We start from the raw sequence: 21582 nt of genomic DNA on the forward strand, positions 1-21582 counted from the left end.
GACGCGCCCAGGCGGGCCCCTGTTCGCACGGTTGGACCGGGGACTGACCAGAATGGGCACGAGCGCAGTGCATACCGCCGGAAGGGGCGAGTTGTGGCCGGAGAGAACTGGGGCCGGGTAGCCGAGGACGGAACGGTCTTCGTACGGACGAAGGACGGTGAACGGGCGGTCGGCCAGTGGCCGGACGCGAACCCCGAGGAGGCGCTCGCCTTCTACACCCGCCGGTACGACGCGCTGGCGTTCGAGGTGGAGCTGCTGGAACAGCGCGTCCAGGCGGGCACCGTGTCACCCGACGACGCCCGCGCCGCGGTCAAGAAGGTGACCGGCGCGATCGAGGACGCGCAGGCGGTCGGCGACCTGGACGGGCTGCAGACCCGGCTCGAGGCGCTCACCCCGCTGGTCGCGCAGCAGCGTGAGCGGCGCAAGGCCGAGCGGGCCGCCAAGGTCGAGGAAGCCCGCTCCGCGAAGACCAAGATCGCCACCGAGGCCGAGACCATCGCGGCCGGGACCGACTGGCGGCACGGCGTGACGCGGCTGCGCGAGCTGCTCGACGAGTGGAAGGCCCTGCCCCGGCTCGACAAGTCGTCCGACGACGAGCTGTGGCACCGCTTCTCCTCCGCGCGCACGACGTACACCCGGCATCGCAAGCAGCACTTCGCCGAGCTGTCCTCCAAGCGCGAGGAGGCCGCCGTGGTGAAGGACCGGCTCGCGGCCGAGGCCGAGACGCTGGCGTCGTCGACCGAGTGGGGCCCGACGTCCGGACGGTTCCGGGACCTGATGCGGCAGTGGAAGGCCGCCGGGCCGGCGCCGCGCGAGGTGGACGACAAGCTGTGGGCCCGGTTCCGGGCGGCGCAGGACCAGTTCTTCGGCGCGCGGGACGCCGTCCAGGCCGAGGAGAACGCCGAGCAGGTGGAGAACCTGCGGGCCAAGGAAGCGCTGCTCACCGAGATCGAGACCATCCTCCCGGTCGAGGACGCGCGGGTCGCCCGCGAGCAGCTCCGCGACTACCTGGACCGCTGGGACCAGATCGGCAAGGTCCCGCGCGACTCGATGCGTGCCGTCGACGGGCGGCTGCGGGCCGTCGAGCAGGCCGTCAAGGCGGCCGAGGACGAGGTCTGGAACCGCTCGAACCCCGAGGCGCGCGCCCGCGCGGAGGCGACCGTCAAGCAGCTCCAGTCGCTGATCGCGGACCTGGAGAAGCAGGCCGCCAAGTTCGAGTCCCAGGGCAACACCCGCAAGGCCACCGAGGCCCGCGAAGCCATCGCCGCCCGCCGCGAATGGCTCACCCAGGCCCAAAACGCGCTGTCCGACTTCAGCTGAGGAAGCTGAGGAAGTAAACCCACGCAGGCTACGCGGGCGCTCAGTTCGTCGCAGGCTCCTCACCGCGCCCGCTTCACCTGCTCCCACCCGCCCGGCGCTTCCGCTGCGCGGGGCTCCCTCGCACAGCTCGGGGTGCTGCTCGCTGCGCTCGCGTTCGACTGCCACGGGCAGGCGTGGTCTGCCATCAGGCCCTGGTTACGGGTCCGACTACCTCCGAGCGGACGAAAAGCGGTCCAGCTAGTCGCCGCTGTCATCCGTCCTGCCCTGCGCGCCAGGACTGGAACGCGAGATGACGTTCAACGGTGGTGTACTCCCAACGAGCGAGGATCAAAATGTGGTGTTCTTTGCCGTCAACGGTCAGAACGGATTTCCATCGACGATCCGGCTTCTCCGATCCATGGGAATTCCGTGGGTGGTACTTGCAGACGGCCCGGCGCTACGCCCAGGAAAGCGGTTGGCGAAGTACCTCCGTGCAGAAGGGTTGCTCGAATCAATGCCTCCTGCACAGAGACTCGAGGATGTGCGCAAGGTCTGGTCAGCGGCGGGGGTGTACTCATTCGCTACCGAATTCGGCGACGACGGTACGAAATCCGGTGAGATCGACGCCTTCATGGAGTCGATCGACCCAACGGCCCTCGCAGCTGCACGAAAGACGGTCGGAGCACAGAAAGGTGCACGGGTCGGCGCGGCCTTCGCCGCAGCCGTCGCTCCGCCACCTGTCGTCGCAGATCTTTGGGCACAAATGTGCAATCGCTTGATCGGCGCCAACAACTGATTCGCCGCGGTCCTGGTGCGAGCGTGGGCGCCGGGGCCGCAGCGACCGTGTCGGCGACGCGGTGGGCAGCGTCATGGGCAGCTGTGGGTGATGGATCTGGCGGTGGTGGCGTCGGTGGTGGTGATCGGGAGGGTGTACTTGGCGGCCACCCGGAGGTACTCGAGGACGTAGGTGCACCGGTAGGTGCGGTTGAGAGGGAGCCACTCCCCCGGGCCCTCGTCGCTCTTGGAGGCGTTGGCGGAGCCATCCACCACCAGGAGGTTGGCGGACTCGTCGTTGGCGAAGTCGACCCGGCGTTGGGTGGGCCAGGTGGACGCGCCCATGTCCCAGGCGCGGGCCAATGGATAGATGTGGTCGATCTGGAGCTTGGACGCGTCGGCCTTGCGGAACTCGATGCGGTGGCCGGTGTACGGGTCGGAAGGCAGGACCCCAGCGGTGACCACGCACTTGGTGTGGCCGCGGTACTGAACGGCCGTCAGGCGTGCGGCCAGCATGTCGTTGCGGGTGTCGCAGCCGTTGTGGCCCCCGACGCCGGCGTGCTTGTCCGACCAGGTCTGGCCGAACCGGTCGCGCTGGTAGCCAGGGACCTTCGGGCGGTTCGGGACGACTCGCACCTTGGCCAGCTCGGCGGTGATCAACTTCGCCGTACCGGTGCTGGGCGGGGCCGGTGTCGATTCGGTGCCTTCCACCGGAAGCGTGCAAGCGGTCAGAAACAGGACTGCCAGGGCGGCGAGCAGCGGGCGCATCAGGCGACCTTAGGGCAGGCTGTGGACAACGTCCGGCAGGATCGCGGGGTTTCGGCGATCCTGTCCCGATGCTGCCTGCCGACTTCCCGTACTACTTCTGCGGCCTGCCGTTTCGTCCTTATCAGGTAGGCCGGAAGCTCAAGTGGTTGCTTGGTCTCGGCGATATCCGTCCTGTGATGAAGGGCGTGTACGTCGACTACCGGGTGCCGGACTCCCAGCAGCTGCGGGCGGACGCGCTGCGGCTCCTGACACCTCCGGAGGCGGTCGTCTGCGGACCGGCCGCCGCCTGGCTACACGGCATCGACACGACCGCACTCGGCCCGGCTGAGCTCGTTGAAGCCCAGTGGACGCGGACGGCCGAAGACACCGTCGCGGTGCACGGCCTGCGGACCCTCAGCCCAATCGCGAGCGCCGTGGAGCTCGCGATGCGGCTCCCGAGACCCTTCGCGCTCTCCGCCGTCGACGCGTTCCTCCGTACCGGCAAAGCCGACCTCTGGGCCCTCCGCGCCGCATCGGCCGCCCACGAACGGCACTCGGGCTATCGCCAGAGCCAGGAGGTGCTGCGCTGGGCCGACCGACGTGCGGCCTCCCCGGGCGAGTCCTGGCTACGGCTTCGGTTGATCGACGCCGGGTTCGGCAAGCCGGAGCTGCAGGTGCCGGTCAGCGGACCGGCACGCGACTACCGCCTGGATCTCGGGTATCCGGAGCGGCCGGTGGACGGGCGGCGGCTCGGGCTGGAGTACGACAGCGACGCCTGGCACTCGTCGACCAAGCAACAGCTGAAGGACGAGACCCGCCGCACCGAGCTCGAAAGTCTGGGCTGGCACGTCATCTCCGTGCGGCGTACCGACTTGTGGGGCTCGTACCCAGCCTTGGAACTGGCTGTCGGCGGCTTCCTCTGCCAGGAACCACGCCTACCGCGGCGGTGGTGAGACGGTCTAGAAGGCCCAGTTCGTGGTGCGGGACCAGCGTTCGGCGGCGATCATCAGGACATCGGTGGCAGGTGCCTTGATCTGGCCGTAGTCGAAGAGGTCGGGGACGGACTGGGCGAGGCGTTGTTTGAAGGCTCCCCAGGCCACGCGGGCGGCTCCGTCGGCGCGGAGGTAATCCCTGAACAGCAGCGCGTACCGCGTGTTCGGGCCGGTGGTGATGCGGACATGGACGTTCGTGGCGCGTTCGCCGACGGGCGGGGCGAAGACGAGCTTCTCGCAGGCCTGGCCGTACGAGGTCTCGGTGCGGTTCCACGGTTCGGGGCGGCAGCGGAAGCCGGCCGACTCCAGGAGGTCGATCAGGTCCGTCGCGAGCTCGGTCACCCGGATCTGGGCGTCGATGCAGTTCTTCGCGGCGAGCCCCGGGACGGAGGTGGAGCCGATGTGATCGATCGCGACGGCACGATCCCCCACCGCCGCGTGCAGCCGGCCGGCGAGATGCTCGAACTCCAGCGGCCACTTCACGTCGTACTCGACGACCGCGACCGCAGGACCCAGCTCATCGGGAAAAGGCATTGGCCCATTCTCCCGGCCGCCCGGTCCACCGCGGTCGTGGGTCGGCGCGGTGGACCGGGCGGGACAGATCCCGCGCGTCCGGCGGGGACATGGTGCCGGGCGGCACCAGTCCGGTACGGCGGGACGGCCTTCGGCCCGACGCCCAGCAGCCGAAGGAGTTCAGGCGTCAGGCGACGGAGCGGCGGCGGCGGATCAGGATCAGGAGTGCGACGGCAAGTACGCCGCCGGCGATCGCGGTGATCGGGAGCACGTGGGATCCGGCGGGCGCGATCTGCGCCGTAGCGGCAGCGGTGTCGTAGCCGCCGGCCGTGCCCACGTCGTTGTAGTGGCTGCCCGGCAGCTTGTCGGAGTACCGGCTGGACACGAGGTCCTGATAGGCGGCCACCGTGATCGGCTTCGCGCCGATCGACTTGACGGCCGACTGGTTGAGCGGGCGGACCTTGGTGCCGTCCAGGGCGTACCAGGCGCCGATCTGCGGCTCGGTGAACACCAGCCCACCGGCCGCGGCCGAGACCATCCGCGACTCGGTGTTGCCGGAGGCCACGTTGACGGCGTGCCACGCGCCCTTCTCGTCCGGGGCGGTGAAGACCGTCAGCGTCCGGCCGCCCTGTGCGGCGCTGGTCGCGGCGTACCAGAACGTTGCCACGGGCGCCGACGCGTCGCGGACGAACGCCGGGTTGAGCGCGTAGATCGGGTGCGTGTCCCGCGCGACACTCGCCGCGGCCTTCGCCGTACCGCCGGCCTTGCCCAGCAGGCTCAGCGCGTCGGACGAGCGCGCCGCATCGGTTGCCTTGGACAACTCGGTCGGCGACACCGGCTGCGGGCCCGCCGCACCGGCCGGGCCGGAGGCGGCGAACGAGAACGCGAGACCGGCGGCCAGTACGGCGGCGCAGCGGAGCAGGAGGTTCTTCGGGCGGCGCATGTCAGGCTCCGATCCGGTACAGGGAATGCGTCCAGGTGAACTGCGAGTTGGACCGGTACCAGGTGTAGGTCGAGTAGTTGTAGCGCGGGTCGTCCGGCCACGGGTTGTAGTACTCGATCGTCGAGTCGGAGGCGTCGTACCCGATGATGTCCATCATGTGGCCGCCGCCCGACGTCCAGCCGATCCGCGTCATCACCGGGCGGCCGGCCGCGATCTCGGTGACGAGGGTGCTGAAGCTGAGCGTGGACGAGACGTAGCTGCCGGCGCTGATCCCGATCGTGCGGAACGCGCGCTGGTCGTTGGCGAGCGTCGCCTGGTTGTTCGGGCAGGTGGCGTTCAGGCTGTACCCGAACGCCATGTTGCAGAACTGGTTCTGGGAGTACGACCGGCCGTAGAACGCGGCGATGCTGTTGCCGCTCGCGGCCCAGCACCAGTTCGACTTCTGCTGGGCCTGGCCGGTGATGTTCAGGTAGTAGCTGCCGGGAGCGGCCGAGGCCGGCGGGGCGAGTGGTGCCAGCGTCGCCAGCCCGAGGATCGTGGCCAGGAGCAACGACCAGGTGCGGCTGGGGCGGAGCCTGCGCATGAGTCCTCCTTCGAGAGGTACTGCGGGGTGGGCGGAGTCCATCGTCGAGACGTCGCCCCCGCGCGGCAAGGACTCGGGACGCGGGCCGGAGCCGGGTGTGAACGGCGGATTCCCCGTGAACAGCGGGTGACGAGGCAGTGCCGGACCGTGCTGTGAATGTTTACACTGCCCCCAAGGAGCGTGCCGATGATCGATTCCACTGTCCCGGTGGTGACGCCGGAAGCGCCGTTCGCGGACGCGTTGCGGCAGGCGATCGCCCGGCGCGGCCTGGCCCTGAACCGGATCCGGACCCACCTCGCCGACCGCGGGCTGCACGTCGGGGTCGCGACGCTCAGCACCTGGCAGAGCGGCCGGCGGGTGCCGCGCGAGGACTCGCTGGCGATCGTGACGGCGCTCGAGGAACTGCTGCAGGTGCCGCCCGGCTGGCTGACCGTCCGGATCCCGCCGTCGCGGACCGATCCCGCCGCGACCCCGCGGCCGTACTCCGTCGTCGACTACGCCGAGGCGCTCACCCGGCTGCTGGACCGGCTCCGCCGCGACGCCCACGGGCGGCTGCGCAACGTGACCGTACTCGAGGAGGTCCGGCTGGGCCCGGATCGGAGCGCTCACCGGCGGCGCGTGACCCAGAGCGTGGTCGCCGTACAGCCGGTGGATCGGCTGATCATCGCGCACCAGGGCGAGCCGGGGTGCGACGCCGAGAAGCTCACCCTGCGCGCGCTGAGTGGTTGCCGGACCGGCCGGATCGCGCGCTCCCCCGAGGCCGGCGCGATGCTCGGCGAGTTGCTCCTGGACCGGGTGCTCGCGGTCGGCGAGACGGCCGTCGTGCATTACGAGATCGAGGATTGCGCCGGACTGCCCGCGACCGAGTACCAGCGGTTCAGCGAGTGGGGCGGGATGCACTACGTGCTGGAGGTGCAGTTCGACCGCGCCGCGCTTCCGGTCCGCGTCCACGAGATCCGCCGGCGCCATACCTCCGGCCCGAACCTCGTCCACCGCGAACTGATGCTCACACCCGACGGCCGCGTCCACGTCATCGAGGCATCCGCCGAACCGGGCACGGTCGGCATCGAGTGGGAGTGGGACTAGGTCGTGAAACCGGCGTGGACGTGGTCGTGGTGGGTGCGGTCGGAGAAGTACGCCGTCCCGGAGAGTTGATAGGGACCGCCCACGTTGTACGAGCCGAGGGCCTCGGTGGCGCGCATGTACGACGTCACCAAGGAGCGGGGCGTGGCCGGGTCGACGACCGCGCGGCCGTTGATCTGCCAGGTGTCGAACGCGCGGCCGCGGGGGTGATCGCTCGGGCGGTTGGTGCCGAACACGTTGATCGGGTGGCCGGAGCGGATCACGCTGATGCCGATCCGGTACGTCGTGGCGAGCTCGAGCATCGCCGCCAGCACACTCTCGTGGACCTGACCGGAGCGGATGTCCGCGGCGGACGCCGGCGGGAGTGCGATCTGCGCGTTGCTCAGCACCTGTCGCGCCGCCGGCGTCAGTTGCGTCGTTGCCTTACCGGGCTGGGCGGGATGGGTCGCGGTCACCCGCCAGATCCCCCGCGTCTTGGTGAGCCGTACGTCGACGGTCGTGCCGCCGGTCTCCACACGGCTGTCCGAGAGCGTGAAGACGCGGCACGGCACCAGCACGCTGGCGGTGTCGCTCAGGATCCCGCCGTACTGCGCGTCGATCACCTCCACCACACCACGCGCCCCCCGGGGCCGCACCAGCTCAACCACCGCTGCCACCGCCACCCGCTTGGCGGCAGGCTCGATCTCCCCCGCGCCAGGCACCCAGGCCCGCACCCGCGGCAACACCACCTCACGCGGCGTACCGGACGACGCACCAGCCGATGGACTACTCGAGGGGGCGGCCGACGACGGAGTACCCGGAGACGGCGTACTCGACGACGCAGCCCCGGACGACGGCCCACTCGGCACCCCCGCCGACGACCCGGCGCCCGACGGGACCGACGTCCCACTGACCTGCCCACCCGACGACGCACGACACCCGGCCAGCACCCCGACCCCGGCCACCAGCAACCCACGCCGCCCGAAACCGCCCATACCCGCAGTCTGCCAACCGGGCCAAACCGCGGGCTGCGGCCTACTGCGTGACGCGGTAGACGTCGAAGACGCCCTCGACGGAGCGGACCGCTTTCAGGACGTGGCCGAGGTGGGTGGGGTCGCCCATCTCGAAGGTGAAGCGGGACTTGGCGATGCGGTCGCGGGTGGTGGTGAGGGCGGCGGACAGGATGTTCACGTGGTAGTCCGACAGCACCCGGGTGATGTCGGACAGCAGGCGGGCGCGGTCCAGTGCCTCGACCTGGATCGCGACCAGGAAGACGGACTGGGCCGTCGGGGCCCACTCGACCTCGACGATCCGCTCGGGCTGGGTCTTCAGGTTCTCCACGTTCGCGCAGTCGGCGCGGTGCACCGAGACACCCGCGCCGCGGGTGATCCAGCCGATGATCTCGTCGCCGGGCACCGGCGTACAGCACCGGGCCAGCTTCGACAGCACGTCGGTCGCACCCTTGACGATGACACCGGCGTCGCCGCGTGCGGTCCGCTTGCGCCGCTCGCGGGTCTGCGGCAGCCGCAGGCCCTCGGCCAGGTCCTCGGCCGCGCCCTCCTCACCGCCATACGTCTCGATGAGTCGCCGGACGACGGCCTGCGCGCTCACGTGCTGCTCGCCGACGGCGGCGTACAGCCCGGTCACGTCGGGGTAGCGCAGCGAGTTCGCGACCGCGGTCAGGGTCTCGTGCGAGAGCAGGCGCTGCAGCGGCAGACCCTCCTTGCGGAGTTGCTTCGCGATCGCGTCCTTGCCGTGCTCGATCGCCTCGTCGCGGCGCTCCTTGGAGAACCAATGCTTGATCTTGTTCCGCGCGCGCGGGCTCTTGACGAAGGTCAGCCAGTCGCGCGACGGCCCGGCGCCCTGCGCCTTCGAGGTGAACACCTCGACGACGTCGCCGTTCTCCAGGGTGCTCTCCAGCGGCACCAGCCGCCCGTTCACCCGGGCGCCGATACAGCGGTGCCCGACCTCGGTGTGCACGGCGTACGCGAAGTCGACCGGCGACGACCCGACCGGCAGCGACATCACGTCGCCGCGCGGGGTGAACACGTAAACCTCGGCGTTGTTGATCTCGAACCGCAGCGAGTCGAGGAACTCCGACGGGTCGGAGGTCTCCCGCTGCCAGTCGACCAGCTGCCGCACCCAGGGCATGTCGTTCGGCCCGCCGATGTCGGTGCTCGGCGCGGCCGGCGCGACGGAGGTCGGGTCCTCCTTGTACTTCCAGTGCGCGGCGATGCCGTACTCCGCGCGGCGGTGCATCGCGAACGACCGGATCTGCAGCTCCACCGGCTTGCCCTGCGGGCCGATCACGGTGGTGTGCAGCGACTGGTACATGTTGAACTTCGGCATCGCGATGTAGTCCTTGAACCGGCCGGGGACCGGGTTCCACCGCGCGTGCATGATGCCGAGCGCCGCGTAGCAGTCGCGGACCGACTCGACCAGGACCCGGATGCCGACCAGGTCGTAGATGTCGCCGAACTCGCGGCCGCGGACGATCATCTTCTGGTAGATCGAGTAGTAGTGCTTCGGGCGGCCGGTGACGGTGGCCTTCACCTTGGCCGAGCGCAGGTCCTCGTGCACCTGGTCGATCACGGTCGCCAGATACTCGTCGCGGGACGGGGCGCGCTCGGCGACCAGGCGGACGATCTCGTCGTACACCTTCGGGTGCAGGGTCGAGAACGCCAGGTCCTCGAGCTCCCACTTGATCGTGTTCATACCGAGCCGGTGGGCCAGCGGGGCGTAGATCTCCAGCGTCTCGCGGGCGATCCGCTCCTGCTTCTCCTGGCGCAGCGAGCCGAGCGTGCGCATGTTGTGCAGCCGGTCGGACAGCTTGATCACCAGCACCCGGATGTCCTTGGACATCGCGACGACCATCTTGCGGATCGTCTCGGCCTGCGCGGACTCGCCGTAGCGCACCTTGTCCAGCTTGGTGACGCCGTCGACCAGCATGGCGATCTCTTCGCCGAAGTCGCGGGTCAGGTCCTCCACCGTGTACGGCGTGTCCTCGACGGTGTCGTGCAGCAGCGCGGCGCACAGCGTGGTCGTGGTCATGCCGAGCTCGGCGAGGATGGTGGCGACGGCGAGCGGATGCGTGATGTACGCATCGCCGCTCTTGCGCATCTGGCCGGTGTGGTACTTCTCCGCGGTCCGGTAGGCGCGCTCGATCATGCCGAGATCGGCCTTGGGGTGGGTCGCGCGGACCACCCGGAACAGCGGCTCGAGCATCGGCGCCCGGTTCGGGTGCCGGGTGCCGCCGAGACGGGCGAGCCGGGCGCGGACCCGGGCCGGCGCGATCCGCGGCGGCTGGGTCGCGGGCGGCGGCGACACGGGAGCCGGCCGCACCGGTGACGGCGCGCGCGGAGGCTCCTGCGGTACTGCGTTCGGTACCGCCGATGTCATCGCCGGGTCTTCGCCCACGTTGTATCCCTCCGCCGACAGAGCACCAGTCTAGAGGCCCGCGTCCAACCAGGCGGAATCGCCTGTGGACAACACGCCGAGTCAGCTTCCGGCGACGGAGAGTTTGCCCGACATCAGACCGTGACGAGGGCGCTGACGCTCTCGCCGGCCAGGCGTTCGCGGCCCGGGAGGAAGGAGAGCTCCAGCAGGACCGCCGTACCGAGCACCTCGGCACCGCAGCGCCGGATCAGCCGCAGGCAGGCCTCGACGGTGCCGCCGGTGGCCAGGACGTCGTCGATGACGAGCACGCGGTCACCGGGCGCGAACGCGTCCTGATGCACCTCGATCGTCGCCTCGCCGTACTCCAGCGCGTACGACTCCTCGTACGTCGCCGCCGGCAGCTTGCCCTTCTTGCGCACCGGCACGAACCCGGCACCGAGCGCGAGCGCGACCGGCGCGGCCAGGATGAAGCCGCGGGCCTCGATCCCGACCACCTTGTCGACCACCGGGTTGCCGTCGTCGTCCTTGCCGGCCGCCGCCAGCGCCTCCACCACCTGGGTGAAGCCGGTGTGGTCGGCCAGCAGCGGGGTGATGTCCTTGAACACCACCCCCGCCTGCGGGTAGTCCGGGATGTCGCGGATGCCGTCCGTGAGGACCTGCTCGAGCGACCGCATCACTTGCCGCGCTTCGACCGCGGCTTACGCGTCGGCTGCGGCCGACCGGCGGCCGCCGCCTTCATCGGCCGCGACGACGGCGTCGGAGCCGCACCGCTGGCCCGGTCCGCCTTCCGCGGCGTGTCCTGGACGGCGGAACGCGTCGCCCCGGCGGTTGCCGGCACGGCCACCGGGGCGGCCGCGGCGGCAGCGACCTGCGCCTTCTTCGCGGTCACCCGCTTGCGCAGCGCCTGCATGCCCGGCTCGCGCTCCTTGAAGACCGCGAGCAGCGACGGGGCGATGAAGATCGACGAGTAGGCACCGACGGCGATACCGACGAACAGCGCCAGCGACAGGTCCTTCAGCGGGCCGGTGCCGAGGACCCAGGTACCGACCACCAGGATCGCGCCCACCGGCAGCAGCGCGGTGACCGTGGTGTTGATGGAGCGGACCACGGTCTGGTTGACAGCGAGGTTGGTCGCGTCCGAGTAGGTGTAGCGGTTCGACCCGGTGATCCCGCGGGTGTTCTCGCGGACCTTGTCGAACACCACGACCGTGTCGTACAGCGAGTAACCGAGGATCGTCAGAACGCCGATCACGGTCGCCGGCGTGACGTCGAAACCGATGATCGCGTACACGCCGACCGTGATCGTGACGTCGTGCACCAGCGCGATGATCGCCGCCATCGAGGCCTTGGGTTCGCGGAAGTACAGCCAGATCACGAAGAAGACCAGGCCGAGGAACACAGCCAGCGCCAGGATCGCCTTGTCGGCGATCTGCTTGCCCCAGGAGGCGCCGATCTGCTGCGACGTGACCTGGTCGGCCGGGATCCCGGCCTCCTTGGCGATCGCCGCGCGGACGACGCCGATGTCGTTCTGGGCCAGCGGCTTGGTCTGGACCCGGACCTTCTCGTTGTTGATCGTGGTGACGACCGGGTCGCCGAGGTCCTTGGCGTTGGTCGCCTTCACGGCGTCGCCGAAGTCCTGCACCGTGTTGTCGGTGACCTTGACCTTCGCCTCGTACTCGACGCCGCCCTTGAACTCGATCCCGAGCGCCAGGCCGCGGGCGAACAGGCCGGCCAGCGAGATGATGACCAGCACCGCCGAGAGGCTGAACCAGAACTTGCGGTGACCGACGAAGTCGTAGGAGACCTCGCCGCGGTGCAGCTTGGCACCGATCTGTCCGAGCTTCGACATCAGACCTCCCCTCCGACCGGCTTGCGCGTCGACGGCGTCTTCCGCGGCCGGGCCGACGGTTTCGTCTGTCCGGGCAGTCGTTCGACGCCCAGATGTTCAGGATCGAGTCCGGACAGCTTGTGCCCGTGGCCGAAGAAGTCGGTGCGGGCGAGCAGCGTGACCAGCGGCTTGGTGAACAGGAAGACCACGACCAGGTCGATCAGCGTGGTCAGGCCGAGCGTGAACGCGAAGCCGCGGACGCTGCCGATCGCCAGCACGTACAGCACCAGTGCGGCGAGCAGCGAGATCGAGTCGGCCGCGATGATCGTGTGCTTCGCGCGGGCCCAGCCGGTCTCCACCGACGAGCGCAGGCTGCGGCCCTCACGGACCTCGTCGCGGAGTCGCTCGAAGTAGATGATGAACGAGTCCGCGGTGATACCGACCGCGACGATCAGACCCGCGATACCGGCCAGCGTCAGCGTGAACCCGATCGCCTTGCCGAGCAGGATCACCAGCGTTCCGGTGAGTACGGCGGCGGCGCCGAGCGAGAGCACCACGACGAGGCCGAGGCCGCGGTAGTACAGGAAGCAGAACACGACGACGAGCGCGAGACCGGCCAGACCGGCCCAGATGCCCGCGGACAGCTGGTCGCCACCGAGCTGCGGCGACACCGTCTCGACCGAGGAGATGTCGAACTTGACCGGCAGCGCGCCGTACTTCAGCACGTTCGCCAGGTCGCGGGCCTCGGCCTCGGTGAAGGTACCGGTGATCTGCGCCTGGCCGCCCGGGATCGGGTTCTCCACGCTCGGCGTCGAGATGGTCTCGCCGTCCAGCACGATCGCGAACAGGTTCTGGCCCTGGCCGCGCTTGGAGATCGCGGTGGTCGCCTTCAGGAACTTGTCGCCGCCCTCGCCGGTGAACTTCAGGTTCACCTGCCACTGCAGGCCGTTCTGCGGGATGCCGGCGGAGGCGTCCGACAGGTCGGTGCCCTTCATGATGGCCGGGCCGAGCAGGTACTTCGAGGTGCCCTCGCGGTCGCAGGAGAAGATCGGCTTGTTCGGGTCGTCGACCTGCTTGTCACCGCACTTGAACGTCGCGAACGCCGCCTGCGTGGCCGCGTCCGGGGTGTAGTTCAGCGGGTCGCCCGCGGCGGCCGGCGTCGACGGCGTCGCGCTCGGCGTGCTGCTGGGCTTGGCGGTCGGCGTGGTGCTGGGCTTGGGGGTCGGCGTCGGCGTCGCCTCACCCAGCGCGCTGCTCCAGGCCCGGCCCTTCGGCGAGCTGGGCGTGGCGCTCGGCTTGATCGTGGCACTCGGCTTCGGCGTCGTGGTCGCCTTCGGCGTGGTGCTCGGCTTCGGCGTCGTCGACGGGGTGGTCGACGGCGTCGGCTGCGGCGCCGCGGCCTGCGCGTCGTACACGATCCGGAAGTACAGCAGGGCGGTCTGGCCGACCTGCGACACCAGAGATTCCTTCGTGGCGCCCGGCACGGCCACGTTGATGTGGTTCGCGCCGGAGGTGGTGATGTCGGACTCGGCGACACCGGCACCGTTGACCCGCTGGCCGATGATGTTCTTCGCCTCGTTCAGCTGCTCGGCGGTCACCTTGCCGCTGCCGTCGATGGTGCTGGCGGTCAGCGTGATGGTGGTGCCGCCCCGGAGGTCCAGCCCGAGCTTGGGCTTCCAGGTCTTGGTCAGCGCCATGATCCCGAACAGCAGAACCACGACCACCAGCAAGCCGATCAGGCTCCGCCCGGGGCGGGATGTCGAAGTCGTTGCCACGTCAGTTTCAACCTTTGTACTTCTGGGCGCGCCGCACCGTCTGGTGGACGCCGAACGCCGCGCCGCAGGCCGTTGTGGGGAAGGAGATCAGTTCTCGGTGTGCGTCGGCGGCAGCTTCGGCGCGTCCTGCACCTTGCCGTCGGCCTTCTCACCGGCCTTGCCCGCGTCCGGTACGTCGACCTTCGCAGCCTCGTCGGCGTCGTCGCTGAGGTCGGTGGTGCCGGCGGCGGTCTCGTCGGCGGCCTCGGGCGCCTCGACCTCGTCGGTGGCGGCGGCGTCCTCGTCCGGGATCACCCGGCCGATCGCGGCCTTGACCACCTGGACCAGCACGCCTTCGGAGATCTCCAGCGTCACGTAGTCGTCGTCCGTCTCCTCGACGATGCCGACCAGACCGCTGGTGGTGATCACCTTGGTGCCGGGCGTGAGCGCGGCGACCGTGTCGGCCTGGCGCTGGCGCTGCTTCTTCTGCGACCGGCTCATGAACCAGATCATTCCGACGATCAGGATCAGCGGCAGCAGCAGCGTGATGCCGCCACCCCCGGAGGAGGCCATCGGTACGGCGAGGAGTTGCATCGGGTCTCAGAATCCTTCGTCGGGTCGGTTGGTCAGCGGGCTCTGCGCGAACGCGCAGGTCGCAGCGGACGACCTGGAGGTCAGGCCACCGGGGAGTCTAACCCTGAGCGCCAACAACTACCTCATGACACCGGGTCACGTTTGAGTTACTCGCTACGTATACGTCACGCAGTGTCTACGTTCCGGCGCCGGTCGACGTTCCCCGGTCTCCGCTTTGTTCAGTTGGAGCCGAACTCCTCAGTCCTCGTCGGTGTCGAAGAGCGTGTCCGCGAACGTCGCGCCCTTCGGGACCTTCAGCCCGATGTGCCGCCAGGCCGCGGGCGTGGCGACGCGACCGCGCGGCGTACGGGCCAGATAGCCCGACCGGACCAGAAAAGGTTCCGCTACTTCCTCCACGGTCTCACGTTCTTCGCCCACCGCAACCGCCAGCGTCGAAAGACCCACCGGTCCGCCCCCGAACCGGCGGCACAGCGCGTCCAGAACCGACCGGTCCAGGCGGTCGAGGCCCATCTTGTCCACCTCGTACAGATCCAGGGCCGCCTTGGACAGCGCGAGCGTGATGATGCCGTCCGCGCGGACCTCGGCGTAGTCGCGGACCCGGCGGAGCAGCCGGTTCGCGATCCGCGGTGTCCCCCGGGACCGGGAGGCGATCTCGGTCGCGCCCTCGGGCGTGATGTCGACCTCCAGCAGGGCTGCCGACCGGTTCACGATCTTCTCCAGCTCGGCCGCCTCGTAGAACTCCAGGTGGCCGGTGAACCCGAACCGGTCGCGCAGCGGGCCCGGCAACAGGCCGGCCCGGGTGGTCGCGCCGACCAGCGTGAACGGCGGGATCTCCAGGGGGATCGCGGTGGCGCCCGGGCCTTTGCCGACGATCACGTCGACCCGGAAGTCCTCCATCGCCATGTAGAGCAGCTCTTCGGCCGGCCGGGACATCCGGTGGATCTCGTCCAGGAACAGGACTTCGCCTTCGCTCAGCCCGGACAGGATCGCGGCCAGGTCGCCGGCGTGCTGGATCGCCGGACCGCTGGTCACGCGCAGCGGCGCGGACATCTCGCTCGCGATGATCATCGCGAGCGTGGTCTTGCCCAGGCCGGGCGGACCGGACAGCAGCACGTGGTCCGGCGCGCGGTTGCGGCCGCGGGCCGCGTGCAGGACCAGCTCGAGTTGCTCGCTGACCCTGCGCTGCCCGCCGAACTCGGCGAGTGTGCGCGGCCGCAGCGCGGACTCGATCTTGCGCTCCTCGAGATCCACCGCGTCCGCGGAGACCAAGGGGCGAACGTTGTCTTCCATCGATTACGCCTTGGAGAGCACGCGCAGCGCGGCGCGCAGCAGGTCGGCGACGGACGGATTCGGGTTGTCGGCGGCGAGCGGCGACACGGCGGTGACCGCGTCCTCGGCGTCGCGCGCGGACCAGCCGAGACCGACGAGGCCGGCGTGCACCTGGTCGCGCCAGGCCTCCTGCGCCTGCAGCGGCCGGCCGGTGACCGTCTTGGACGGCGCGCCGATCTTGTCCTTCAGCTCCAGCACGATCCGCTGGGCGCCCTTCTTACCGATGCCCGGAACCTTCACCAGGAGGGCGAGGTCCTCGGTGGCGACCGCCTGCCGCAGCTGGTCGGGGCTCAGCACCGCGAGCGCCGCCTGGGCCAGCTTCGGCCCGACACCGGACGCGGTCTGCAGCAGCTCGAAGGTGGTCTTCGCATCGTCGTCCGCGAACCCGTACAGCGTCAGCGAGTCCTCACGGACCACCATCGACGTGGAGATCCGGGCCTCCTGCCCCGGTCGCAACCCGGCCAGCGTGCCCGGGTCGCAGTACACGAGCAGGCCCACTCCCCCGACCTCGACGACGGCACTGTCCACTCCGATGGCCGCCACCGGGCCCCGTACAAAGGCGATCATCGCCAGCCTCCAAGCCTGCTCACGTCTCGCTCACTGCTTGATCACCGCTTGCCCTGCTGAGCGGCCACCGCGGCCCGCAGCCGCGCCACCTGCAGCCGCGACTGCGCCTGCGCCGCCGCCTCGAGGTTGACCCGGCTCGCGGCCGCCTGCTGCAACTTGCTCGCGACGCCGCCGCGCCACACCTGGCAGATCGCCAGGGCCAGCGCGTCGGCGGCGTCCGCGGGCGTCGGACGCTCGCTCAGCTTGAGGATCCGGGTGACCATCGTGGTCACCTGCTCCTTGTCCGCGCGGCCGGAGCCGGTGACCGCGGCCTTCACCTCGCTCGGCGTGTGCAGGGCGACCGGCAGGCCGCGACGGGCCGCGACCACCATCGCGATCCCCGACGCCTGCGCCGTCCCCATCACCGTCCGGACGTTGTGCTGGGCGAACACCCGCTCGACGGCGACCGCGTCCGGCTGGTGCCGGGCGATCCACTCGTCGAGCTCTTCCTCGATCCGCACCAGCCGCTTGGCCACGTCCAGGTCGGCCGGCGTCCGGATCACCCCGACGGCGACCAGCGCCGGCGGCTTCCCCGGCGTCCCCTCGACGACACCGAGGCCGCACCGGGTCAGTCCCGGGTCGACGCCGAGCACCCGCATGGACCACCTCCGAACGTTTGTTCGACAACCCTAGTCGGAGGCGACGGGCCTTTGGAAATCGGCGCGCCGGGGCTCAGAAGTCGTCGAGCATGTACGGCGCGGGACCGCCGAACGCCGCGTCGAACGCCGCGTCGGCGGGCGCCGCTCCCCCGCCAGCCAGGCCGGCTCCGCGGAGCGTCGCCAGCGGCGTACCGGCGTACAGCGCGGCCAGCCCCCGCGGGCCGAGTCGCAGCGCTTCGCTCGACGGCTCGGCGGCGGTGAGCCGGGCCGATCCGTTGCCGACCGAGAGGTGCCAGTCGCCGGTGTTGGCCGGCAGTTCGGGGTCGTCGATCCGTAGATCCGCCTCGAGTACGACGCCGTCCGGAAATCCTCGTCCCGCGAGGGCCGCCGGAGCGTCGACGAGCCGCAGCATCCAGCGGTTCTGCCAGGACTTGCCGGTGGCCTCGTGCTCGGCCATCAGATGGATCGCGTCGAAGGGCGGGCAGCACGCCTCCACGGTCTTCGCGATCGACGCACCCGAGCCGACGGTCGCCCAGAGCGCGCGAGCGGTCTCCTCCGATCCGGCGATGAGCTCCTCGACGGCGAGCTCGCGGTCGGACCACTTGTAGACCACGAAGCCGTCCTCGGCGACGTACGCGAAGCTGTTGTCGTCCTCCAGCCACGACTCGACCTGCGCGCGCGGCCAGACCAGCGGACCGTTCGAGCGCCGCGCCTCGTGCACCTTCCCGGCCAGCTCGAGGAACAGGTCGGCGTCGTCACGACCCGCCTTGCGCACCGCCGTACCGTTGCGGCCCAGGGTCCGCAGATCGGCCGCCTGGAAGGTGTACAGATGCCTGCTGCCCGCGAACTCGTACCCCAGGCGCCGGTACAGCACCGTGGTCGCCGGATACAGCGAGGTCAGCGGATAGCTCTTCTCGGCACAGCGAGCGAGCACGGCTCGCATCAGCAGACTGCCGACGCCGCGGCCGCGGTACTCCGGCGCGACGACCACGCCGGCCACACCGCCGTTCGCCACCCGACGCCCGCCCCACCACTGCTCCAACGGCCAGATCCGCGCCGCCGCGACCAGCTCGTCACCGTCGACGACACCGAGATAGCGCCCGTCCGCGATGAACTGCCGCGCGGACTTCTTCCACTCGTCCCGGTCACCGCCCGGCCCGAACGACCGCGTCCGCACCTCGAACACCGAGTCCAGGTGCTCCTCGGCAACCTCCACCACCCGCAGCTCAGTCACGGGGCGACCCTACGTCGATTTCTTGTCCGTCACCCAGAGATAAATCGTCCCCTCGACGACCACCGTCCCGTCGTCACGAGTCGCCTTGACCCGCACCGGCACATCCGGCCCCGCGCTCCAGGTCTCCGGATCCGTCTCCGCCGAGCAGGTCAGATCCGACGTCGACTTGGCCAGATACGCGACCTCCATCCCCTTCGGCAGCCACCGCTTTCCCGCCGGCACGGTCGCCTCCGCCAACGCCCCCATCGCCGCCTCCAGACCGTTGCACACAGCAATCGCATGCACGGTCCCGATGTGATTCAGCACCGCCCGCCGCTTCGGCAACGTCAACGCCGCGAAGTTAGGACTCACCTGCACGAACCGAGGCCGCACCGACCGAAAGTAAGGCGCCTTCCACGCAAACCCCCAAGAAAACACCCGCTCCCCACCAGGCACCCCACGCAACCGCTCCCACAACCCCAACACCTGACTCATGCCGTCATGTTACTCACCAGTCACATCAGTGGGAAGGGCCGCGCACCAGGCCGCGCCGAGGTTGATTTTGACGATTCAATTCGGGATAGACTGCGGGCGACCGGGATGACGCTGCTGGACGGGGGACGATGGGGACGCCCAGCATCAAAGAGGTTGCGCGGCGGGCCGGGGTTTCGGTGGGGACGGTCAGCAACTTCTTGAATCGGCCTGCGATCGTGGCGCCGGCGACGCGCGAGCGGGTGCAGGAGAGTATCGACGCGCTCGGCTTCGTGCGGAACGAGGCGGCGCGGCATCTGCGGGCGGGGAAGAGCCGGACGGTCGGGCTGGTGGTGCTCGACGTGACCAACCCGTTCTTCACGGATCTGGCCGAGGGGGCCGAGGCGCTGGCGTACGAGCACGACACCGTGGTGATGTTGTGCAACAGCAAGACCGACCCGGTGCGCGAAGGTCATCACCTCGACCAACTCGAGCAGCAGCGCGTGATGGGCATCCTGATCACGCCGTTCGACAGCACCGATCCGCGGCTCACGGCGCTGGTCGACCGCGGTACGCCGGTGGTGCTCGTCGACCGTACGGCGGACCGCGGCCTGTGCTCGGTGTCCGTCGACGACCAGCTGGGCGGACGCCTCGCCGGGAACCATCTGATCGAGGCCGGGCATCGCCGGATCGCCTTTGTCGGCGGGCCGTTCACGATGCAACAGGTTGCCGACCGCAAGGACGGCATCACCGCGGTCGTCGAGCAGGCCGACGACGTCGAGCTGCAGTACTACGAGGTCGACGTGATGGGCGTCGTCGAGGGGCGCGCGATCGGCGAGGAGATCGCGGCGATGCCGGTGCGTACCCGTCCGACGGCGGCGTTCCTCGCCAACGACCTGCTCGCGCTCGGATTCCTCCAGGGGATGGCGGTCGCCGGGCTGCGGGTCCCCCGCGACATGGCGATCGTCGGGTACGACGACATAGATTTCGCCCGCGCCGCCGCCGTGCCGCTGTCGTCGGTGCGGCAGCCGGCCGAGCTGCTCGGCCGGTCCGCGATGGAGCTGCTGCAGGAGGAGGTCGAGTCGGCCGAGCTGCACCGGCATCGCCAGGTGATCTTCCAGCCGGACCTGATCGTTCGCGAGTCGAGCGACTTCAAGCGCCGCCGCTGATGACGGTCCTGTACGAGAACCCGCTCGCCTCGCCGGCCGATCTCGAGGGTTTCCGGCTCGAGGGCGACGGCGCGACGTCGTACCCGCTGGGGCGTCTGCGGCTGGAGAGCGTACGGCCCGCGGCGGACGGGCAGGACGCGAATGTCGTGCTGTGGTGCCCGGAGGAGTTCCCGCCGGACATCACCGTGGAGTGGGACTTCTGGCCGATCCGCGAGCCGGGCCTGTGCATCCTGTTCTTCCACGCCAAGGGTCGGCACGGCGAGGATCTGTTCGGGCTACGGCCGCGCACCGGGCCGTACGAGCAGTACCACCACGGCGATCTCGACACGTACCACGTCTCGTACTTCCGCCGACGCTGGCCGGCCGAGCGGGCCTTCCACACCTGCAACCTGCGCAAGAGCTACGGCTTCCACCTGGTCGCGCAGGGCGCCGACCCGATCCCGGACGTCGCCGACGCCGACGGCCCGTACCACCTGCGCCTCACGGTGCAGCACGGCGAGATCATGTTCGCGATCAACGACCTGCTCAGCTTCACCTGGCACGACGAGCACCCGCTGCCCGGCGGCAAGCTCGGCTTCCGCCAGATGGCCCCGCTGATCGGCGAGTACGCCAACCTCCGCATCAGCCATCCCTGACCCACGAACGCCCGCCGGGGTACCCACTCACCTGGAGGGTTGCCCCCTCGCATTCCGGGCAGGCAACCGCCCAACCGTACGGGCTTCCCCTCAGCCGGAGGGTTCGCGGGGCCGGCGATGGGTTGCCTCGGCAGTTGGAGGGTTGCCCCCTCGCATTCTGAGCAGGCAACCGCCCAACCGTAGGGGCTTCCCCTCAGCCGGAGGGTTCGGGGGGCCGGCCATGGGTTGCCTCGGCAGTTGGAGGGTTGCCCGCTCAGATTCTCAGTGGGCAACCCTCCGGGCGGAGGGGCATCCCTCCGGGCGGGTGGCGCGGGGTGGGGCGGGGGGCGGTCGGGGTGGCGGAACGCGGCTGGGTGACCAGTCTCTGACAAACGCTTTCCGAGGTGTTGACATTGAGACGATTCAACCATACGGTCACATCACTTTTCGCCCCGAAACAAGGCAGGAAGCGGCATGGACACAGGCTGGGCCGTCAAGCTGTACGGCGCTGCGGACGAGGTCCTTTGGGTGATCAAGCTGAACGCCCTGTGGATCCTCTTCACGCTGGCCGGCGGCGTCGCTCTGGGTATCGGACCGGCCACGCTCGCGGCCTATTCACTGGCCAGACGCAGGTCATCCGATGAATCGTTTCACGCCTTTCCTGCTTTCCGTACCGCGTTCCGCCGGGAGTTCCGGCGCGGCACGCTCGTGGTACTGCCCCTGGTCGCGGCCGCCGTCGTCCTCGTCGGCAACTACCTGTACTTCGCCGCGCTCGGGGCCGCACTCCCCCGCCTCGCCAGCCTCGCGGCACTCGTCGCGCTCGGGCTGATCGCCGCCTACGCGCTCCCGATGGCCGTGCACTACGACCTCGGGGTCCGCATGTTGTTGCCCAAGGCATCGCTGGTCGCGCTCGCGCGGCCGGCGTCGTCCCTGGTCCTGCTGTTCGTCGCGGTGTCCGTCGCCTTCGTGTCGGTGAAGTTCCCGGTGTTCGGGTTCGTCCTGGCCGCCGGCGCCTGGATCCAGCTCGACACCTGGCTCTGCCTGCGCTTCTTCGCCGAGAACGACGCGCGCCTGCACCCGAGTGGTAACTGAAAGG

The 21582-nt window shown here is 69.9% G+C and carries 22 protein-coding genes; 7 read left to right on the plus strand and 15 right to left on the minus strand.

Annotation, left to right across the window (positions count from 1 at the left end):
- Nucleotides 1-93 precede the first annotated feature (93 nt).
- Nucleotides 94-1320 carry a DUF349 domain-containing protein gene (locus tag ABZW60_RS19005; RefSeq protein WP_355478461.1) on the plus strand — a complete coding sequence of 409 codons (1227 nt, stop codon included), beginning with the start codon at nt 94-96 and terminating at the stop codon, nt 1318-1320.
- A 289-nt stretch (nt 1321-1609) separates the two neighbouring features.
- Entirely contained in the window at nt 1610-2095 is a 486-nt protein-coding gene (locus ABZW60_RS19010) for a hypothetical protein (protein ID WP_355478463.1), read from the plus strand.
- A 71-nt stretch (nt 2096-2166) separates the two neighbouring features.
- On the opposite strand, the gene ABZW60_RS19015 is transcribed toward ABZW60_RS19010, so the two are convergent.
- Complete coding sequence (locus ABZW60_RS19015) at nt 2167-2841, minus strand: HNH endonuclease family protein (protein WP_355478465.1); 675 nt, start codon at nt 2839-2841, stop codon at nt 2167-2169.
- 68 nt (nt 2842-2909) lie between these two features.
- On the opposite strand from ABZW60_RS19015, the gene ABZW60_RS19020 reads away from it, so the two are divergent.
- Nucleotides 2910-3773 (plus strand): hypothetical protein, encoded by an 864-nt coding sequence (locus ABZW60_RS19020; protein WP_355478467.1) that lies wholly within the window; start codon nt 2910-2912, stop codon nt 3771-3773.
- Between the two features lie 6 nt (nt 3774-3779).
- Here the strand turns inward: ABZW60_RS19020 and ABZW60_RS19025 are convergent, their stop codons facing one another.
- The 3 genes from ABZW60_RS19025 to ABZW60_RS19035 all read right to left on the minus strand — a co-directional run bounded on the left by ABZW60_RS19025 (nt 3780) and on the right by ABZW60_RS19035 (nt 5851).
- The gene (locus ABZW60_RS19025) at nt 3780-4346 is read right to left on the minus strand and encodes a GrpB family protein (RefSeq protein WP_355478469.1); all 567 of its coding nucleotides are present in this window, start codon (nt 4344-4346) and stop codon (nt 3780-3782) included.
- 166 nt (nt 4347-4512) lie between these two features.
- Nucleotides 4513-5268: a hypothetical protein gene (locus ABZW60_RS19030; protein WP_355478471.1), complete on the minus strand. Its 756-nt coding sequence runs from the start codon at nt 5266-5268 to the stop codon at nt 4513-4515.
- A gap of 1 nt (nt 5269) precedes the next feature.
- Entirely contained in the window at nt 5270-5851 is a 582-nt protein-coding gene (locus tag ABZW60_RS19035) for a papain-like cysteine protease family protein (RefSeq protein WP_355478472.1), read from the minus strand.
- Between the two features lie 186 nt (nt 5852-6037).
- On the opposite strand from ABZW60_RS19035, the gene ABZW60_RS19040 reads away from it, so the two are divergent.
- On the plus strand, nt 6038-6937 hold the full coding sequence (locus ABZW60_RS19040) for a hypothetical protein (RefSeq protein WP_355478474.1): 900 nt from the start codon (nt 6038-6040) through the stop codon (nt 6935-6937).
- Here the strand turns inward: ABZW60_RS19040 and ABZW60_RS19045 are convergent.
- The 11 genes from ABZW60_RS19045 to ABZW60_RS19095 all read right to left on the minus strand — a co-directional run bounded on the left by ABZW60_RS19045 (nt 6934) and on the right by ABZW60_RS19095 (nt 18727).
- The gene (locus ABZW60_RS19045; RefSeq protein ID WP_355478476.1) at nt 6934-7908 is read right to left on the minus strand and encodes a hypothetical protein; all 975 of its coding nucleotides are present in this window, start codon (nt 7906-7908) and stop codon (nt 6934-6936) included. The genes ABZW60_RS19040 and ABZW60_RS19045 overlap by 4 nt on opposite strands.
- A gap of 40 nt (nt 7909-7948) precedes the next feature.
- Nucleotides 7949-10138 carry a bifunctional (p)ppGpp synthetase/guanosine-3',5'-bis(diphosphate) 3'-pyrophosphohydrolase gene (locus ABZW60_RS19050; protein ID WP_355479057.1) on the minus strand — a complete coding sequence of 730 codons (2190 nt, stop codon included), beginning with the start codon at nt 10136-10138 and terminating at the stop codon, nt 7949-7951.
- Between the two features lie 305 nt (nt 10139-10443).
- Nucleotides 10444-10983, minus strand: a complete 540-nt coding sequence (locus ABZW60_RS19055; protein ID WP_355478478.1) for an adenine phosphoribosyltransferase — start codon at nt 10981-10983, stop codon at nt 10444-10446.
- Nucleotides 10983-12158 (minus strand): protein translocase subunit SecF, encoded by a 1176-nt coding sequence (gene secF / locus ABZW60_RS19060; RefSeq protein ID WP_355478480.1) that lies wholly within the window; start codon nt 12156-12158, stop codon nt 10983-10985. The genes ABZW60_RS19055 and secF overlap by 1 nt, the downstream gene beginning before the upstream one ends.
- A complete protein-coding gene (secD, locus tag ABZW60_RS19065; protein WP_355478482.1) occupies nt 12158-13912 on the minus strand; it encodes a protein translocase subunit SecD in 1755 nt (584 codons plus the stop codon). The genes secF and secD overlap by 1 nt, the downstream gene beginning before the upstream one ends.
- 87 nt (nt 13913-13999) lie before the next feature.
- A complete protein-coding gene (gene yajC, locus ABZW60_RS19070; RefSeq protein WP_355478484.1) occupies nt 14000-14485 on the minus strand; it encodes a preprotein translocase subunit YajC in 486 nt (161 codons plus the stop codon).
- A gap of 237 nt (nt 14486-14722) precedes the next feature.
- Nucleotides 14723-15775 (minus strand): Holliday junction branch migration DNA helicase RuvB, encoded by a 1053-nt coding sequence (ruvB, locus tag ABZW60_RS19075; RefSeq protein WP_355478486.1) that lies wholly within the window; start codon nt 15773-15775, stop codon nt 14723-14725.
- 3 nt (nt 15776-15778) lie between these two features.
- Nucleotides 15779-16381, minus strand: a complete 603-nt coding sequence (gene ruvA, locus ABZW60_RS19080) for a Holliday junction branch migration protein RuvA (protein WP_355478488.1) — start codon at nt 16379-16381, stop codon at nt 15779-15781.
- A 41-nt stretch (nt 16382-16422) separates the two neighbouring features.
- Nucleotides 16423-17019: a crossover junction endodeoxyribonuclease RuvC gene (gene ruvC, locus ABZW60_RS19085; RefSeq protein ID WP_355478490.1), complete on the minus strand. Its 597-nt coding sequence runs from the start codon at nt 17017-17019 to the stop codon at nt 16423-16425.
- 73 nt (nt 17020-17092) lie between these two features.
- Nucleotides 17093-18253 carry a GNAT family N-acetyltransferase gene (locus ABZW60_RS19090; RefSeq protein WP_355478492.1) on the minus strand — a complete coding sequence of 387 codons (1161 nt, stop codon included), beginning with the start codon at nt 18251-18253 and terminating at the stop codon, nt 17093-17095.
- Between the two features lie 9 nt (nt 18254-18262).
- A complete protein-coding gene (locus tag ABZW60_RS19095; RefSeq protein ID WP_355478494.1) occupies nt 18263-18727 on the minus strand; it encodes a hotdog fold domain-containing protein in 465 nt (154 codons plus the stop codon).
- Nucleotides 18728-18855: 128 nt separating this feature from the next.
- On the opposite strand from ABZW60_RS19095, the gene ABZW60_RS19100 reads away from it, so the two are divergent.
- The 3 genes from ABZW60_RS19100 to ABZW60_RS19110 all read left to right on the plus strand — a co-directional run bounded on the left by ABZW60_RS19100 (nt 18856) and on the right by ABZW60_RS19110 (nt 21578).
- Complete coding sequence (locus ABZW60_RS19100) at nt 18856-19872, plus strand: LacI family DNA-binding transcriptional regulator (RefSeq protein ID WP_355478496.1); 1017 nt, start codon at nt 18856-18858, stop codon at nt 19870-19872.
- Entirely contained in the window at nt 19872-20507 is a 636-nt protein-coding gene (locus tag ABZW60_RS19105) for a DUF1961 family protein (protein WP_355478498.1), read from the plus strand. Before ABZW60_RS19100 ends, ABZW60_RS19105 begins: the two co-directional genes overlap by 1 nt.
- 453 nt (nt 20508-20960) lie before the next feature.
- Entirely contained in the window at nt 20961-21578 is a 618-nt protein-coding gene (locus ABZW60_RS19110; RefSeq protein ID WP_355478500.1) for a DUF624 domain-containing protein, read from the plus strand.
- Nucleotides 21579-21582: the final 4 nt, after the last annotated feature.

The sequence above is a fragment of the Kribbella sp. NPDC003557 genome (assembly GCF_040610805.1).
Taxonomy (GTDB): Bacteria; Actinomycetota; Actinomycetes; order Propionibacteriales; family Kribbellaceae; genus Kribbella.

What these genes read in the sequence shown, in the direction of transcription:
- ABZW60_RS19055 (WP_355478478.1), bottom strand. Translation starts at nt 10,983, where the DNA reads ATGCGGTCGCTCGAGCAGGTCCTCACGGACGGCATCCGCGACATCCCG.
- yajC (WP_355478484.1), bottom strand. Translation starts at nt 14,485, where the DNA reads ATGCAACTCCTCGCCGTACCGATGGCCTCCTCCGGGGGTGGCGGCATC.
- ABZW60_RS19045 (WP_355478476.1), bottom strand. Translation starts at nt 7,908, where the DNA reads ATGGGCGGTTTCGGGCGGCGTGGGTTGCTGGTGGCCGGGGTCGGGGTG.
- ABZW60_RS19035 (WP_355478472.1), bottom strand. Translation starts at nt 5,851, where the DNA reads ATGCGCAGGCTCCGCCCCAGCCGCACCTGGTCGTTGCTCCTGGCCACG.
- ABZW60_RS19095 (WP_355478494.1), bottom strand. Translation starts at nt 18,727, where the DNA reads ATGAGTCAGGTGTTGGGGTTGTGGGAGCGGTTGCGTGGGGTGCCTGGT.
- ruvA (WP_355478488.1), bottom strand. Translation starts at nt 16,381, where the DNA reads ATGATCGCCTTTGTACGGGGCCCGGTGGCGGCCATCGGAGTGGACAGT.
- ABZW60_RS19050 (WP_355479057.1), bottom strand. Translation starts at nt 10,138, where the DNA reads ATGCTCGAGCCGCTGTTCCGGGTGGTCCGCGCGACCCACCCCAAGGCC.
- ABZW60_RS19040 (WP_355478474.1), top strand. Translation starts at nt 6,038, where the DNA reads ATGATCGATTCCACTGTCCCGGTGGTGACGCCGGAAGCGCCGTTCGCG.
- ABZW60_RS19015 (WP_355478465.1), bottom strand. Translation starts at nt 2,841, where the DNA reads ATGCGCCCGCTGCTCGCCGCCCTGGCAGTCCTGTTTCTGACCGCTTGC.
- ABZW60_RS19025 (WP_355478469.1), bottom strand. Translation starts at nt 4,346, where the DNA reads ATGCCTTTTCCCGATGAGCTGGGTCCTGCGGTCGCGGTCGTCGAGTAC.
- ABZW60_RS19030 (WP_355478471.1), bottom strand. Translation starts at nt 5,268, where the DNA reads ATGCGCCGCCCGAAGAACCTCCTGCTCCGCTGCGCCGCCGTACTGGCC.
- ABZW60_RS19010 (WP_355478463.1), top strand. Translation starts at nt 1,610, where the DNA reads ATGACGTTCAACGGTGGTGTACTCCCAACGAGCGAGGATCAAAATGTG.
- secF (WP_355478480.1), bottom strand. Translation starts at nt 12,158, where the DNA reads ATGTCGAAGCTCGGACAGATCGGTGCCAAGCTGCACCGCGGCGAGGTC.
- ABZW60_RS19110 (WP_355478500.1), top strand. Translation starts at nt 20,961, where the DNA reads ATGGACACAGGCTGGGCCGTCAAGCTGTACGGCGCTGCGGACGAGGTC.
- ruvB (WP_355478486.1), bottom strand. Translation starts at nt 15,775, where the DNA reads ATGGAAGACAACGTTCGCCCCTTGGTCTCCGCGGACGCGGTGGATCTC.
- ruvC (WP_355478490.1), bottom strand. Translation starts at nt 17,019, where the DNA reads ATGCGGGTGCTCGGCGTCGACCCGGGACTGACCCGGTGCGGCCTCGGT.
- ABZW60_RS19020 (WP_355478467.1), top strand. Translation starts at nt 2,910, where the DNA reads ATGCTGCCTGCCGACTTCCCGTACTACTTCTGCGGCCTGCCGTTTCGT.
- ABZW60_RS19105 (WP_355478498.1), top strand. Translation starts at nt 19,872, where the DNA reads ATGACGGTCCTGTACGAGAACCCGCTCGCCTCGCCGGCCGATCTCGAG.
- ABZW60_RS19100 (WP_355478496.1), top strand. Translation starts at nt 18,856, where the DNA reads ATGGGGACGCCCAGCATCAAAGAGGTTGCGCGGCGGGCCGGGGTTTCG.